The 13,488-nt window shown below is 72.8% G+C and carries 15 protein-coding genes; 7 read left to right on the forward strand and 8 right to left on the reverse strand.

Going from position 1 to position 13,488, the window contains the following annotated elements:
• Positions 1–8 precede the first annotated feature (8 nt).
• On the reverse strand, positions 9–1,028 hold the full coding sequence (locus tag AC3YNX_RS08410) for an SGNH/GDSL hydrolase family protein (protein ID WP_489995191.1): 1,020 nt from the start codon (positions 1,026–1,028) through the stop codon (positions 9–11).
• A gap of 96 nt (positions 1,029–1,124) precedes the next feature.
• On the opposite strand from AC3YNX_RS08410, the gene AC3YNX_RS08415 reads away from it, so the two are divergent.
• Both AC3YNX_RS08415 and AC3YNX_RS08420 read left to right on the forward strand, forming a co-directional pair.
• Complete coding sequence (locus AC3YNX_RS08415; protein WP_127782177.1) at positions 1,125–2,510, forward strand: cystathionine beta-synthase; 1,386 nt, start codon at positions 1,125–1,127, stop codon at positions 2,508–2,510.
• A gap of 172 nt (positions 2,511–2,682) precedes the next feature.
• Positions 2,683–3,450 carry an RDD family protein gene (locus AC3YNX_RS08420; RefSeq protein WP_489995192.1) on the forward strand — a complete coding sequence of 256 codons (768 nt, stop codon included), beginning with the start codon at positions 2,683–2,685 and terminating at the stop codon, positions 3,448–3,450.
• On the opposite strand, the gene AC3YNX_RS08425 is transcribed toward AC3YNX_RS08420, so the two are convergent.
• Positions 3,429–4,142 carry an adenosylcobinamide amidohydrolase gene (locus AC3YNX_RS08425; RefSeq protein WP_489995193.1) on the reverse strand — a complete coding sequence of 238 codons (714 nt, stop codon included), beginning with the start codon at positions 4,140–4,142 and terminating at the stop codon, positions 3,429–3,431. The genes AC3YNX_RS08420 and AC3YNX_RS08425 overlap by 22 nt on opposite strands.
• Before the next feature lie 78 nt (positions 4,143–4,220).
• On the opposite strand from AC3YNX_RS08425, the gene AC3YNX_RS08430 reads away from it, so the two are divergent.
• On the forward strand, positions 4,221–5,405 hold the full coding sequence (locus AC3YNX_RS08430; protein ID WP_127782180.1) for a cystathionine gamma-synthase: 1,185 nt from the start codon (positions 4,221–4,223) through the stop codon (positions 5,403–5,405).
• On the opposite strand, the gene AC3YNX_RS08435 is transcribed toward AC3YNX_RS08430, so the two are convergent.
• The 3 genes from AC3YNX_RS08435 to AC3YNX_RS08445 form a co-directional block, all read right to left on the reverse strand.
• Complete coding sequence (locus tag AC3YNX_RS08435) at positions 5,402–5,644, reverse strand: hypothetical protein (protein ID WP_127782181.1); 243 nt, start codon at positions 5,642–5,644, stop codon at positions 5,402–5,404. The genes AC3YNX_RS08430 and AC3YNX_RS08435 overlap by 4 nt on opposite strands.
• A gap of 126 nt (positions 5,645–5,770) precedes the next feature.
• Positions 5,771–6,262 carry a transcription elongation factor GreA gene (gene greA, locus AC3YNX_RS08440; RefSeq protein ID WP_127782182.1) on the reverse strand — a complete coding sequence of 164 codons (492 nt, stop codon included), beginning with the start codon at positions 6,260–6,262 and terminating at the stop codon, positions 5,771–5,773.
• A gap of 162 nt (positions 6,263–6,424) precedes the next feature.
• Positions 6,425–6,850, reverse strand: coding sequence for a DUF4307 domain-containing protein (locus tag AC3YNX_RS08445; protein WP_164860574.1), 426 nt, complete (start codon positions 6,848–6,850; stop codon positions 6,425–6,427).
• Between the two features lie 127 nt (positions 6,851–6,977).
• On the opposite strand from AC3YNX_RS08445, the gene mca reads away from it, so the two are divergent.
• The 3 genes from mca to AC3YNX_RS08460 all read left to right on the forward strand — a co-directional run bounded on the left by mca (position 6,978) and on the right by AC3YNX_RS08460 (position 8,924).
• A complete protein-coding gene (gene mca / locus AC3YNX_RS08450) occupies positions 6,978–7,856 on the forward strand; it encodes a mycothiol conjugate amidase Mca (RefSeq protein WP_206518099.1) in 879 nt (292 codons plus the stop codon).
• Complete coding sequence (locus tag AC3YNX_RS08455; RefSeq protein WP_489995194.1) at positions 7,853–8,125, forward strand: hypothetical protein; 273 nt, start codon at positions 7,853–7,855, stop codon at positions 8,123–8,125. Before mca ends, AC3YNX_RS08455 begins: the two co-directional genes overlap by 4 nt.
• 97 nt (positions 8,126–8,222) lie before the next feature.
• Positions 8,223–8,924 (forward strand): ABC transporter permease, encoded by a 702-nt coding sequence (locus tag AC3YNX_RS08460; protein WP_489984072.1) that lies wholly within the window; start codon positions 8,223–8,225, stop codon positions 8,922–8,924.
• Here the strand turns inward: AC3YNX_RS08460 and AC3YNX_RS08465 are convergent.
• Genes AC3YNX_RS08465 through AC3YNX_RS08475 form a run of 3 tightly spaced genes read right to left on the reverse strand, consistent with a single transcriptional unit; the run spans position 8,921 to position 11,802 of the window.
• Positions 8,921–9,598 carry a lysophospholipid acyltransferase family protein gene (locus AC3YNX_RS08465; protein ID WP_127782185.1) on the reverse strand — a complete coding sequence of 226 codons (678 nt, stop codon included), beginning with the start codon at positions 9,596–9,598 and terminating at the stop codon, positions 8,921–8,923. The genes AC3YNX_RS08460 and AC3YNX_RS08465 overlap by 4 nt on opposite strands.
• 15 nt (positions 9,599–9,613) lie before the next feature.
• Positions 9,614–11,068: a HAMP domain-containing sensor histidine kinase gene (locus AC3YNX_RS08470; protein WP_489995195.1), complete on the reverse strand. Its 1,455-nt coding sequence runs from the start codon at positions 11,066–11,068 to the stop codon at positions 9,614–9,616.
• Positions 11,065–11,802, reverse strand: coding sequence for a response regulator transcription factor (locus AC3YNX_RS08475; RefSeq protein ID WP_489995196.1), 738 nt, complete (start codon positions 11,800–11,802; stop codon positions 11,065–11,067). The genes AC3YNX_RS08470 and AC3YNX_RS08475 overlap by 4 nt, the downstream gene beginning before the upstream one ends.
• A gap of 135 nt (positions 11,803–11,937) precedes the next feature.
• Here AC3YNX_RS08475 and AC3YNX_RS08480 point away from each other — a divergent pair, with 135 nt between their 5' ends.
• The gene (locus AC3YNX_RS08480) at positions 11,938–13,428 is read left to right on the forward strand and encodes an aldehyde dehydrogenase family protein (RefSeq protein WP_489995197.1); all 1,491 of its coding nucleotides are present in this window, start codon (positions 11,938–11,940) and stop codon (positions 13,426–13,428) included.
• The last annotated feature ends 60 nt before the right edge of the window (positions 13,429–13,488 follow it).

A 13,488-nucleotide genomic window follows, 5' to 3' on the forward strand; every position in this document is an offset into this window, starting at 1 on the left:
CCGAGAGGTTACTGGTCGGTGGGGAGCGCCTCGCCACGGCGCTGGACATCGGCCCTGCGCAACAGCTCTGTGGCCCACCGTCCCCCGGTTCGCGCCCGCTGGTCGAGGTTCTGGTTCAGCGCGGCGGTGAGCCGCGAGGTGGGGCGCCGCGCCTCGGCGGTGACCGAGCGAAGGGGGAGCTCGGCCAGCGGCGGCCCACCCCACAGGCCCAGCTCGGAGCACAACGCCGGCAGCATCAGGGTGGCCGCTGCCTCGTAGCCGGCCGCCGAGGGGTGGAACTGGTCGGCGGAGAAGAAGACCTCGGGGCGGGTGAGGAACTCGGGGGAGAGCAGGTCGGCCAGCGGCACGGCGCAGCCTCCGGCGGCGGTGATGGCCACGCTCTGCGCCTTGGCCAGCCGCAGGCTCCAGGAGCGCACCACGCTGCGCAGCGGCTGGGGGATGGGACGGACAGCGCCCAGGTCGGGGCAGGTGCCGGCGACGACGGCGGTGCCGTGCCCGCGCAGCCGGGCCACCGCCGCGCCGAGGCGGTCCGCCGAGGCCTGCACCGACTGCTTGGAGGTGACGTCGTTGGCGCCGATGAAGATGACCGCGGCGTCCGGGGCGCGGCCGCCCTGCTCGGACAGCGCCCGGGAGATCTGGTCGTCCAGGGTGGTGGAGTTGGCGCCGACCACGGCGTAGGTGTGCAGCCGCACCGGGCGACCGGTCTCGTCGGCGAGGCCGCGGGCCAGCCGCACGCCGGGGAGCTCGGCCGCGGTGGCGCACCCCAGGCCGGCGGCGGTGGAGTCTCCGAACAACCCGAGCGTCAGCACGTCCGTGCCCGGCCCGGCGTCCGGGTCGAGCACCGCGCCGCCGGGGCAGGGCTCGGTGGCCTGCGGCTGGTACACGCCGTCGGCGCGCGGGGCGAGGGAACGGGGTGGGCCGATCTTGCGGCGGGCGTGCTTGGACTGCTCGATCAGCAGGCGGTAGGCCGTGCCCGCCGAGGAAGCAGTGACCACCGCCGCGACGGAGATTCGTCGTGTCCGGGCCACGCTGCTCCCCTCTGTCGGCGGTCGTCTCGCGAGCACGGTATACCTCGGTGCCGGTCTGCAGACCCGGCCCACGGGGCGACCTGACACGATGGGGTCATGCGCATCGCCGAACACATCGTCGACCTCGTGGGCAACACCCCCCTCGTCCGGCTGACCTCCGTCACCGACGGCCTGGTGCCCCTGGTCGCCGCCAAGGTGGAGTACCTCAACCCTGGTGGCTCCGTGAAGGATCGGATCGCCGTCCGCATGGTGGACGCCGCCGAGGCCTCCGGCGCGCTCAAGCCCGGCGGCACCATCGTGGAGCCCACCTCGGGCAACACCGGGGTCGGCCTGGCCCTGGTCGCCCAGCGTCGCGGCTACCACTGCGTGTTCGTCTGCCCGGACAAGGTGGGCGAGGACAAGCAGAACGTGCTGCGGGCCTACGGCGCGGAGGTCGTGGTGTGCCCGACCGCGGTGCCCCCGGAGCACCCGGACAGCTACTACAGCGTCTCCGACCGACTGGTTCGGGAGATCGACGGCGCCTGGAAGCCGGACCAGTACTCCAACGAGATGGGTCCGCTGAGCCACTACGAGACCACCGGTCCGGAGATCTGGAACGACACCGACGGCAAGGTCACCCACTTCGTCACCGGAGTGGGCACCGGCGGCACCATCACCGGGACCGGTCGCTACCTCAAGGAGGTCTCCGGCGGAAAGGTCCGCGTGATCGGCGCGGACCCGGAGGGCTCGGTGTACTCCGGCGGCTCGGGTCGGCCGTACCTGGTGGAGGGCGTGGGGGAGGACTTCTGGCCCAGCGCCTACGACCCGTCCATCCCCGACGAGATCATCGCGGTCAGCGACGCCGACTCCTTCGAGATGACGCGGCGGCTGGCCCGCGAGGAGGGGCTGCTCGTCGGCGGCTCCTGCGGCATGGCCGTGGTGGCGGCGCTGCGGGTGGCTGAGCGCGCCGGCCCGGACGACGTCATCGTGGTGCTGCTGCCCGACGGTGGGCGCGGCTACATGGGCAAGATCTTCAACGACGAGTGGATGTCCTCCTACGGCTTCCTGCGCAGCCCGCTGGACGGGCACACCGTGCAGACCCGGGTGGGCGACGTGCTGCGGGCCAAGTCCGGCGCGATGCCCGCGCTGGTGCACACGCACCCGCAGGAGACCGTGCGCGACGCCATCGAGATCCTCCGTGAGTACGGCGTCTCCCAGATGCCGGTGGTGGGCGCGGAGCCGCCGGTGATGGTGGGCGAGGTGGCCGGCAGCGTCAGCGAGCGCGACCTGCTGGACGCGGTGTTCGCCGGTCGTGCGCACCTGGCTGACCCGGTGGCCAAGCACATGAGCCCCGCGCTGCCGCTGATCGGGGCGGGCGAGCCGGTGGCCGAGGCCACCGCGGCGCTGACGGAGACGGACGCGCTGATGGTCATCGACGACGGCAAGCCCGTCGGGGTGATCACCCGCCACGACCTGCTGGGGTTCCTCAGCGAGAAGCTCTGAGCAACCGCCAGTCGGTTGCGGCTGTGCCGGGCGCGCACGAGCGGGGTTGCCGCGGCACGGGATTCGTGTCCTCGGGGCACGGTGCCACGCCGGGACGCTCGGCACCGAGTGGCGTCCCGGCGGGTTAACGTACCGCGATCACTCGCGCGCGCTTGCCCACCAGAGGAGTCACATGAGCGACAAGTCCTACGGCCCCCCGTCGGAGCAGGACCCGACGTCGGGCTCCGGGGCGTACCAGCAGGGTGGGCAGGGACAGCCCGCCTGGGACAAGAACGCCGGCCCCGGCCAGCAGGGCTGGGACCAGGGCGCCGGCTACGGGCAGCAGGCCTACCCGCCTGCGGGGTACGGCCAGCAGGGCTGGGACCAGAGCGCCGGCTACGGCCAGCAGGCCTACCCGCCCGCGGGGTACGGCTACCCGGCGCCCAACCCCGACGCCTACGCGTCGTGGCCGCTCCGCGCGCAGGGGGCACTGGTCGACTTCATCGCACCCGGCATGGCCTTCAACATCCTGTTCAGGATCGCTGAGTTAGCCATCGGCGGCGCAGTGGGCACCCTGCTCGCCTTGGTCGTCTTCGCGGCGTTCCTGGGCTTCGTCATCTGGAACTCCTTCATCCTGCAGGGCAGCACGGGCCAGAGCCTGGGCAAGCGGTGGGCCGGCACCCAGCTGGTCGACGAGCGCACCGGGCGGCCGATCGGCGGCGGGATGGCCTTCGTCCGCCAGCTGGCGCACATCGTGGACTCGCTGATCTGCTACGTCGGCTGGCTCTTCCCGCTGTGGGACGACAAGCGGCAGACGCTGGCGGACAAGATGGTGCACACCGTCGTGCTGCCGGTGGCCCCGACCAACCCGGGCCAGGGCTATGGCCAGCAGGGCTACGGCCAGCAGGGCTACGGCCAGCCAGGGTATGGCCAGCCGGGTCAGACCGGCCAGGGCTGGTAGCCCTGCGCGGCCAGCGCGTCGATCCGGGCTCGGTCCACCACCAGCCCCGCGGTCACCGCGTCGAACACCGCGCTGGCCGTGCGTGATCCCCACACGGAGCGGGTGCCCCCGAACACCTCGGGCGCACCCGCTCCGTCGTGCTCGGGGGCCGGCGGGCACGGGGCTGGTGGACACAGTGCTGGCGGAGGACACAGGGCGGTGACGGTGTCGGTGGCGGTGCCGGTGCCGGCCACCCCGAAGGTGAGCATCGCCTGCGTCTTGGCCTCGGTGACGGTGCCCACCAGGTTCACCAGCGCCGCGTCGGTGAGCGCCACGGGCAGCTGCACCACCACGTTGATGGTGCCCGGCCGGTAGGGCACCGCCGCGGCGCCCGCGGCCGCCCAGGTGGGGGCGCCCACCCCGGTGGTGGCGGTGACCACCACCCCGTCCTGCTCCACGGTGACGGCGGCGCGCACGTCCACCGCGGTGAGCAGCCCGACGCCGGGCCCGCCGAGCCCGAGGTGCTCGGCGATCTCGCGCAGGTGCGCCTCCGGGTCGGTGCGGCCGTAGTCGGCGGGCACGGTCGCGTTGACCACCCAGCCGCGGAGCCCGACGCCACCGCCCAGCGGGGCCGAGGAGATGGCCCGCCACGGTGTGGGGCTCACCCACAGCTGCAGCGGGTGGCCGTCGTGGACGTGGTTCGTGGGGTGCACCGACTCATTGTGTCGGCCAGGCACGTCGGCGCTGTGCCCGGCTCGGGGTGCCCCGCGCCCGCCACTAGGCTCGGGCGCATGACCCACGACTCGTCGCACAGTGCCGGCAGCAACCTCGCCGGTCCCGGATTCGCCACCCGCGCCATCCACGCGGGGCAGGAGCCGGACCCCACCACCGGTGCGGTGATCGTGCCGATCTACGCCACCTCCACCTACGCCCAGGACGGGGTGGGCGGGCTGCGCGGCGGCTACGAGTACTCCCGCACCGGCAACCCCACCCGGGCGGCGCTGCAGACCGCGCTGGCGGCGCTGGAGGGTGGCGCGCACGGGCTGGCCTTCGCCTCGGGCATGGCCGCCAGCGACACCGCGCTGCGCGCCATCCTGCGTCCGGGCGACCACCTGGTGATCCCCAACGACGCCTACGGCGGCACCTTCCGGCTGATCGACAAGGTGCTCAGCGAGTGGGGCATCGAGCACACCCCGGTGTCCATGAGCGACGTGGACGCGGTGCGGGCGGCGCTGCGGCCCAACACCAAGCTGCTCTGGGTGGAGACGCCCACCAACCCGCTGCTGAACATCGCCGACATCACCGCGCTGTCGGAGGTGGCCCACGACGCCGGGGTGACGGTGCTGGTGGACAACACCTTCGCCTCCCCGTACCTGCAGACGCCGCTGGCGCTGGGCGCCGACGTGGTGCTGCACTCCACCACCAAGTACCTGGGTGGGCACTCCGACGTGGTGGGCGGGGCGCTGGTCACCAACGACGCCGAGCTGGCCGCGGCGTTCGCCTTCCTGCAGAACGGGGCGGGCGCCGTGCCGGGACCGTTCGACTCCTGGCTGGTGATGCGCGGGGCCAAGACCCTGGCGCTGCGGATGGAGAAGCACAGCGACAACGCCGAGCGCGTGGTGGAGATGCTCAGCGCCAATCCGGCGGTCGCCAGCGTGCTCTACCCGGGCCTGCCCGAGCACCCTGGGCACGAGGTGGCCGCCAAGCAGATGCGCCGCTTCGGCGGGATGGTGTCGCTGCGCCTGGCCGGGGGCCGCGAGGCGGCGCTGGCGCTGTGCGCGCGGACCCGGCTGTTCACCCTGGCCGAGAGCCTGGGCGGGATCGAGTCGCTGATCGAGCACCCCGGCGCGATGACCCACGCGAGCACGGTGGGCTCGGCGCTGGAGGTGCCCGACGACCTGGTGCGGCTGTCGGTCGGCATCGAGGACGTCGCCGACCTGCTGGCGGACCTGGAGCAGGCCCTGCCGACGAGCTAGGGGCGGTTGCCCTGGCCGTCCGGCACGGCCGCCGGCGTGGTCGGGGCGCCGGGGACCACCAGGTCACCGGCGGCGACGCAGCCGCCCACCAGCTCCACGCCGCCGTCGGCGCGGGTCTGCAGGTGGGCGGGGGTGTCGCAGCCGGCCTGGGCGACGGTGAACAGTGCGCCGCCGATCAGGCTCGCGCTCGCCGCGACGGTGCAGAGCAGGCCGAGCAGGGAGGTGCGGTGTGCCCTCATCGGCCGGACCTCCTCGTTCGTGCGGCTGGGACGGGACTCGCGGACGAGCGAACCCCGGTGGCGCTCTGCCCTTGACGCTACCCACACCGGGTGCGGGGAGCGAGGAGGACCACCGGGGCAGGCACGTCAGGCCTGGTAGGGCTCCGCACTGGTGAGCGTGACCTTCATCGTGCCGCCGTTGGGCAGCGGGTACTCGCGGCTCTCGCCGACCTTGGCGTCCAGCAGGGCCCTGCCCAGCGGAGAGCTGGGCGAGTAGACCTCGAGGCGGCCGTGGCTGCCCTCCTCGCGGGTGGCGATGAGGAACGTCTCGGTGTCGGACTCGTCACCGTCGTAGTACACCTTCACGACCGAGCCGGGCAGGGCCACGCCTGAGGTGGTGGGGGCCTCGCCGACGTGGGCGTTGTTGAGCAGCTCCTGGAGCTGGCGGATGCGCCGCTCCTGCTGGCCCTGCTCCTCGCGCGCCGCGTGGTAGCCGCCGTTCTCCTTGAGGTCGCCCTCCTCGCGGCGGGCGTTGATCTCCTCGGCGATGACGGGACGGTTGGCGATGAGGTTGTCCAGCTCGGCCTTGAGCCGGTCGTGGGACTCCTGCGTCAGCCAGGTCACCTGGGTGTCGGTCATCGTGTCCACTCCCTCGTTGCGGGTCGACTACCTACGGTGGGCACCCGCTCAATACGACGAAACACGGCCCCGTGCGGGACCGTGCCATGAGCCAAGGCTAGCAGTCTTCCGCCGTCGGCGCCCGTCTCCGCGGCGGGCGCCGACGGCGTCAGCGCCGGCGCGTCAGGGGGTGAGCAGGTAGCTGGGGACGTCGTAGCCGCAGCCGAACACGTCTGCCACCACAGGCTTCTCGGAGGCCCGGATGACGGCGTCGTACTGGGCGATGTCGGTGTCGCTGGGCGGGATGAAGACCTCCCGGCGACCCGTCTCGGAGTGGTCCGTGGTCAGCGCACGCACGACGCAGACCGCCGGCTTGGCCGGGTCGTCGCGGGTGACGGTGAAGGTGACGCTGATGGAGGAGTCGTCGAGCGTCTGGTAGCCGGTGCTCTCGCTGGAGATGGGGCTGGAGCCGAAGCTGCGGTAGAGCAGCAGGGCGATCAGGGCGCCGAAGACGAGAGCGGCCACGACGGCCAGGGCCGCGGTGAGCCGGGGTGAGCGGTGTCGCTTCGTGCCCGTTGAGTACCGGCCGGCTGGCAGGGTGGTGGCCATGGGGTGCGACTCCTGGAGGTGCCGACGCGCAGCAGTGCGGTCAGATGGGATCATGGGTCTCTAGTGCGACATCTGTGTCGCACCACCCCAGGTTACGACCAGGCCGATGTACGAGGTGAGGACGCCGGTGAGTGGACTACGGCTGATGGCGGTGCACGCGCACCCCGATGACGAGGCCAGCAAGGGTGCGGCCACGACGGCGCGCTACGTGGCCGAGGGGCACGAGGTGATGGTGGTGACCCTCACCGGTGGGGAGCGTGGCGACATCCTCAACCCGGCGATGGACACCCCCGGGGTGCACGAGCGGATCCACGAGATCCGCCGCGACGAGATGGCCGAGGCAGCCAAGATCCTTGGCGTGCAGCACCGCTGGCTGGGGTTCGTGGACTCGGGGCTGCCCGAGGGCGACCCGCTGCCGCCGCTGCCTGAGGGCTGCTTCGCCCTGGTGCCGCTGGAGGAGCCCACCGAGCGGCTGGTGCGGCTCATCCGCGAGTTCCGCCCGCACGTCCTCACCACCTACGACGAGCACGGCGGGTACCCGCACCCCGACCACATCCGCTGCCACGACGTGACCATGGCCGCGTTCGAGGCCGCCGGCGACCCGGACCGTTTTCCGGACGCGGGCGAGCCCTGGCAGCCGCTGAAGGTCTACTACTCGCACGGCTTCAGCCGCCAGCGCCTGCAGCTGTTCCACGACGCCCTGGTGGCCAAGGGGATGGACTCGCCCTTCGCCGAGTGGCTGGCGCAGTGGGACCCCTCTCGCGGGGACGTGATGCAGCGGGTGACCACCCAGGTGGAGTGCGCCGACTACTTCGAGGTGCGCGACGCCGCGCTCAAGGCGCACGCCACCCAGATCGACCCCAACGGACGCTTCTTCGCCATCCCGGTGGAGATGCAGCGCGAGCTGTGGCCCACGGAGGAGTGGGAGCTGGCGCGCTCGCTGGTCGACACCGACACCCCTGAGGACGACCTCTTCGCGGGGATTCAGGAGACAGTTCAGGCATGACGGGCACACTCTCCCTGCTGGCCACCGAGGTCCTGCTGGGCCAGGGGCCGACCCCCACGCCGACGCCCAACCCCAACCCGAACTCCACGGGTGCGGAGTTCGGCAAGGCGGCACCGGCGGGCCTGGTGCTGGTGCTGCTGCTGCTCATCGGGCTGATCCTGCTGATCCGGTCGATGAACCGGCACATGCGCAAGCTGCCCACCGAGTTCGACCAGGCCAAGGCCGACGCGGAGTCTGGCCCGGCTGGTCCCGCGGGCTCCACCAGCTAGCGAGGCAGTGATTCTCACCCTGGGGCCCGCCACCCTGGGGTCCTTCGCCCAGGGGCCCTCCACCCTCGTCGAGGTCGGTCCCGGCCTGGTCGTGGCCATGGTCGTGCTCACCGCGGCCGCTGCGGCGGTCGCCGTGGCGGGCCGCGTGGGGGTCGGGCGCGAGGTGGTCGTGGCGGTGCTGCGCGCCGTGGTCCAGCTGGCCGCCGTCTCGCTGGTGATCGCCGCCATCGTCGGCTCGCTGGCCGCCACCGTGGCGTTCGTCGCGCTGATGGCGGTGGTGGCCAGCGGCACGGCCGCCCGACGGATGCGCACCGGGCGCAACGGCTGGTGGGCGGCGCTGCCGGTGCTGGCGGGCACCACCCCGGTGGTGCTCGGCCTGGTGCTCGCCGGCCTGCTGCCCACCACCGGGCTCGCGCTCATCCCGGTGGCGGGCATCCTCGTCGGCGGCGCGATGACCGCCACGGCGCTGGCCGGACGCCGCGCGCTGGACGAGCTGGCCCAGCGGCACGGGGAGCTGGAGGCGGGCCTGGCCATCGGGCTGCCCACCCGCGAGGCTGCCCTCCTCGTGTGCCGGCCGGCCGCGGGCCAGGCCCTGGTGCCGGCGCTGGACCAGACCCGCACCGTGGGGCTGGTGACCCTGCCGGGCGCGTTCGTGGGGATGCTGCTGGGCGGGGCGAGCCCGGCAGCTGCCGGTGCCGTGCAGCTGTTCGTGCTGGTGGCGCTGCTGGCGGTGGAGACCGTGGCGGTGGTGCTGGTGGTGGAGCTGGTCGCCCGCGGGACGGTGCGGCCGGTCCGCTAGCCCTGCTGCTCCTTGACCGAGGAGGCGTAGGCGTCGACGTACTCCTGGCCGGAGAGCTTAACGATCTCGGTCATGATCTGGTCCACGATGGCGCGCTCGGCCCAGCGGTCGCCGGCCAGGCCGTCGTAGCGGGAGAACTCCAGCGGCTTGCCGAAGTGGATCTCGATGCGGTGCGGGCGCCACATCTTCGAGCCCACCGGGTTCAGCTTGTCGGTGCCGATCACCGCCACCGGCAGCACCGGGGCGCCGGTGGCCAGGGCCACCTTGGCCACGCCGGTGCGGCCCTTGTACAGCCGGCCGTCGGGGGAGCGGGTGCCCTCCGGGTAGATGCCGAAGGCCATGCCTCGCTCGACGTGCTCGATCACCACGTCCACCGACGCCGAGGCGGCGCTGGCGTCGTCGCGCTGCACCGGGACCATGCCGATGGCGCCGAAGAAGATGGCCCGGGCCCGGCCCACCAGGCCAGTGCCGGTGAGGTACTCCGCCTTGCCCAGGAAGATCACCCGCCGCGGCATCACCAGGGGCACGACGAAGGAGTCGGCCACGGCGAGGTGGTTGCCGGCCACGATCACGCCACCGGTCTTGGGGATGTTCTCCCTGCCGGTCACCCGGGGGCGGCTGAGCAGCATCATGAACGGACCCGGGCACACATGCTTGAAGAGGAAGTAGAGCACCTGGTGAACCTACCGTCAGTGCGGGGCGCGGGGCAGCGACACCCGGAAGGTGGCCCCCGCGCCGGGAGCGCTGTCCACCCGTACGGTGCCCCGGTGGGCGGACACCAGCGCCGCCACGATGGACAGCCCCAGCCCGGTGCCGCCGCTGGCTCGGGTGCGGGAGGAGTCGGCGCGGTAGAAGCGCTCGAAGACCCGCTCGGCCGCCTCCGCGGTGAGGCCGGGACCGGTGTCGCTGACCTCCAGCACGCTGTGCTCGGCGTCGGTGCCCACCCGCACGGTCACCGCGGCCTCCGGCGGGGTGTGCACCAGGGCGTTGGTCACCAGGTTGCCCAGCACCTGGCGCAGTCGGCTGTCGTCGCCGAGAACCTCGGGCGTGCCTGGCCCGTCCACCACCTCCAGGCGGATGCTGCGCCGGGGGGCGACCGCCTGGGCGGCGTGCACCGCGTCGCTGGCCACGGCGAGCAGGTCCACCGGCTTCCGCTCCAGCGGGCGCTGGGAGTCCAGGCGGGCCAGCAGCAGCAGGTCCTCCACCAGCAGCCCCATCCGGGCCGACTCGTCCTCGATGCGCGACATCAGCCGCTGCACCGCCGCCGGGTCGGTGGCCGCCCCCTGCCGGTAGAGCTCGGCGAAGCCGCGGATGGTGGTCAGCGGGGTGCGCAGCTCGTGGCTGGCGTCGCCGACGAAGCGCCGCATCCGCTGCTCCGAGCTCTGCGCGGCCTGTGCCGAGGCCGCGGCGGAGTCGAAGGCGGACTGGATCTGGCTGAGCATGCCGTTGAGCGCCACCGACAGCCGGCCCACCTCGGTGCGCTGGCCGAGGTCGGGCACCCGCCGGTCGAGCTCACCGGTGGCGATGGCCGCCGCGGTCTCCTCCACCTCCACCAGCGGGCGCAGGCTGCGCCGGACGACGAGGTAGCCGAGCACGGCCAGCAGCAGCAGCACGACCAGCCCGATGGCGGTCTGCAGCAGCACCAGCCGGTGCACCGTGGAGCTGACGTCGGCCAGGCTGGTGGCCGCCACGACGCTCGCCGCGCTGCCGTCGGTGAGCACCACCGGCTCGGCCACCACCCGCCACTGCGGTCCGCCGGCGGTGGAGGTCACGGTGACCGGGCCGTGCGCGGTGCTGTCTGGGCGGATCGAGGTCAGGTCGGGGGCGGTGGCCAGGCCGGGATCGTCGATCACCTGCAGGGTGGTGCCGTCCGCAGCCACCAGGGCCACGTAGTAGCGGGCCGGTGGGCGTGGGGCGCCCGGATCGTTGAGCGGGGCGACCGGTGCGCTCATCCGGTGCAGGAACGCCCCGGCGTCCTGGCCCAGCTGGGCGTCGGTGCGCTGCACCAGGAAGTCCTTGAGGTAGGTGGTGGTGGCCACCCCCGAGGCGAGCAGGCCCAGGGTGACCAGGGCCAGCAGCGCCGCCACCAGGGTGACCCGCAGCGGCACCCCGCGGGCCGGCCCGGCCCGCCGGGGCAGCGTCACCGGCGGGGTTGCCGCAGCACGTAGCCGACGCCCCGGAGGGTGTGGATGAGGCGCGGCTCGGTGGTGTCCACCTTGCGCCGCAGGTAGGAGACGTAGGACTCGACCACGTTCATCTCGCCGCCGAAGTCGTAGTTCCACACGTGGTCGAGGATGCGCGGCTTGCTCAGCACGGTGCCGGCGTTGGCCATCAGGTAGCGCAACAGCTTGAACTCGGTCGGCGAGAGGGTGACCGGCTCGCCGGCCTTCCACACCTCGCGGGTGTCGTCGTCCAGGGTGAGGTCGGCGAAGGTCATCCGCGAGGAGCTGGCCAGCCCCTCCAGCGTCCCGGTGCGGCGCAGCACCGCCCGGATGCGGGCCACCACCTCCTCCAGGCTGAACGGCTTGGTCACGTAGTCGTCGCCGCCCAGCGTGAGCCCGGTGATCTTGTCCGCCACCGCGTCCCGGGCGGTGAGGAACAGCGCGGGGCACTGGGTGCCGTCCGCCCGCAGCCGGCGCAGCACCCCGAAGCCGTCCATCCCCGGCATCATCACGTCCAGCACCACCAGGTCCGGGCGGAAGGTCCTGGCGACGTCCAGGGCGCGCATGCCGTCAGCCGCGGTGGCCACCTCGAAGCCGACGAACCGCAGGCTGGTGCTGAGCAGCTCCACGATGTTGGGCTCGTCGTCGACCACCAGGATCTTGGCCTCGGGCGCCGTCGGGACCCGTGCCCCCGCGGACCGCGCTGCGTGCTGCATGGGGTCAGTGTCGCGCGTGCGCCTGTGCCGAGGCTGGCGGTTTGCTGTGAGCTCCCTGTGCGACCTCCGAGCGCCCGATTGGTCCGTTCTCGGTCACCGAGACGCTGGTCATCGCGTCGGTCTATGCCTAATAGGTTGAGTGCGCTCCGCCTGCTGGCGGAGCGCGAGCTCGCCCGACGTGGAGGACTGATGGAGCACGGCAGCGACGAGGTACAGCACCTGACGACGGTGCTGGCGCAGCAGCAGGAGGCCTTCCTGGCCGAGGGCCCGCCCAGCGTCGAGGTGCGCCAGGCCCGCCTGCAGCGCGTCATCGACATGCTGGTGGCCTGCCACGAGCCGCTGGTCGCCGCGATCGGGGCCGACTTCGGCAACCGCCACCCCGGCTACTCCACGATGAACGACGTGCTGGGCTCGCTGGCCTCGCTCAAGTTCACCCGTGACTCGGTGGCGCAGTGGATGGAGCCTGACCCGCGTCCGGCCTACGCGCCGTGGGACCAGATGGGTGCCACCGCGCACGTGCAGCACCAGCCCAAGGGCACCGTCGCCATCATCGGCACCTGGAACGCCCCGGTGTACACCCTGCTCGCCCCGCTGGCCTACGCCCTGGCTGCCGGCAACCGGGCGGTGCTCAAGCCCTCCGAGCTGGTGCCGCGCACCGCCCAGCTGCTCGCCGAGCTGGCGGCCGAGCACCTCGACCCGACCGAGGTTGCGGTGGTCACCGGCGGTCCCGAGGTCGCCGGCGCGCTGTCCTCTCAGCCGCTGGGACACATCATCTTCACCGGCGGGACCACGGTCGGCAAGATCATCATGACCAACGCCGCCAAGAACCTGGTGCCGGTGACCCTCGAGCTGGGCGGCAAGTCGCCGTCGGTGGTCTCCCGCAGCGCCGACCTGGCCATCGCCGCCGGCAAGGTGGCCGTGGCCAAGGCCACCAACGGCGGCCAGCTGTGCGTCAACGCCGACCTGGTGCACGTGCCCCGCGAGCACGTGGACACCTTCGTCGCCGAGCTCAAGACGCAGTTCGCCCAGCTGTTCCCGACCGTGGCCGACAACCCGGACGTGGTGGCCGCGATCAACGATCGCCACCGCGACCGGGTGCAGGGCTACGTGGACGACGCCGCAGCCCGCGGTGCCCGGGTGGAGGTGAGCCCGGAGGGGGAGCAGGTGCCCGCCGACTCCGGCCGCCAGCCGCTGCGCATCGTGGTCGACCCCGCCCCCGAGGCGGCGATCATGCAGGAGGAGATCTTCGGCTCCGCGGTGGTGGTGCTGCCCTACGACACCGTCGAGGAGGTCATCGCCGACATCAACGCCCGGCCCGCGCCGCTGGCGCTGTACTACTTCGGCACCGACGAGCAGGAGAAGCAGCTGGTGCTGGAGCGCACCCGCTCCGGCGGCGTGACGGTCAACGGCCTGATGCTGCACCCGGGCATGTCGGAGGCCCCCTTCGGCGGCGTCGGCGCCTCCGGGATGGGGCACTACAACGGGCGCGAGGGCTTCCTCGAGCTCACCCACGCCCGCACCGTCTTCGAGGCGCCCGCCGGCGCCGACCCGCGGCACGACTGGGGCATGCTGCCGCCCTTCGGCGAGCAGTTCCACGCCGGCATGGTCGCCGCCATCACCCCCTAGCCGGCGCCTGCTTCCACCCGCACCACCCCCACCCACCAGTACGGCTCGACCCAGAACTCA

The sequence above is a fragment of the Rhodococcus sp. Z13_19A genome, from assembly GCF_058133575.1.

Coding starts and splice junctions, on each gene's coding strand:
- AC3YNX_RS08415 (WP_127782177.1), top strand. CDS start 1,125: ATGCGCATCGCCGAACACATCGTCGACCTCGTGGGCAACACCCCCCTC.
- AC3YNX_RS08420 (WP_489995192.1), top strand. CDS start 2,683: ATGAGCGACAAGTCCTACGGCCCCCCGTCGGAGCAGGACCCGACGTCG.
- AC3YNX_RS08430 (WP_127782180.1), top strand. CDS start 4,221: ATGACCCACGACTCGTCGCACAGTGCCGGCAGCAACCTCGCCGGTCCC.
- AC3YNX_RS08435 (WP_127782181.1), bottom strand. CDS start 5,644: ATGAGGGCACACCGCACCTCCCTGCTCGGCCTGCTCTGCACCGTCGCG.
- greA (WP_127782182.1), bottom strand. CDS start 6,262: ATGACCGACACCCAGGTGACCTGGCTGACGCAGGAGTCCCACGACCGG.
- AC3YNX_RS08445 (WP_164860574.1), bottom strand. CDS start 6,850: ATGGCCACCACCCTGCCAGCCGGCCGGTACTCAACGGGCACGAAGCGA.
- AC3YNX_RS08455 (WP_489995194.1), top strand. CDS start 7,853: ATGACGGGCACACTCTCCCTGCTGGCCACCGAGGTCCTGCTGGGCCAG.
- AC3YNX_RS08460 (WP_489984072.1), top strand. CDS start 8,223: ATGGTCGTGCTCACCGCGGCCGCTGCGGCGGTCGCCGTGGCGGGCCGC.
- AC3YNX_RS08475 (WP_489995196.1), bottom strand. CDS start 11,802: ATGCAGCACGCAGCGCGGTCCGCGGGGGCACGGGTCCCGACGGCGCCC.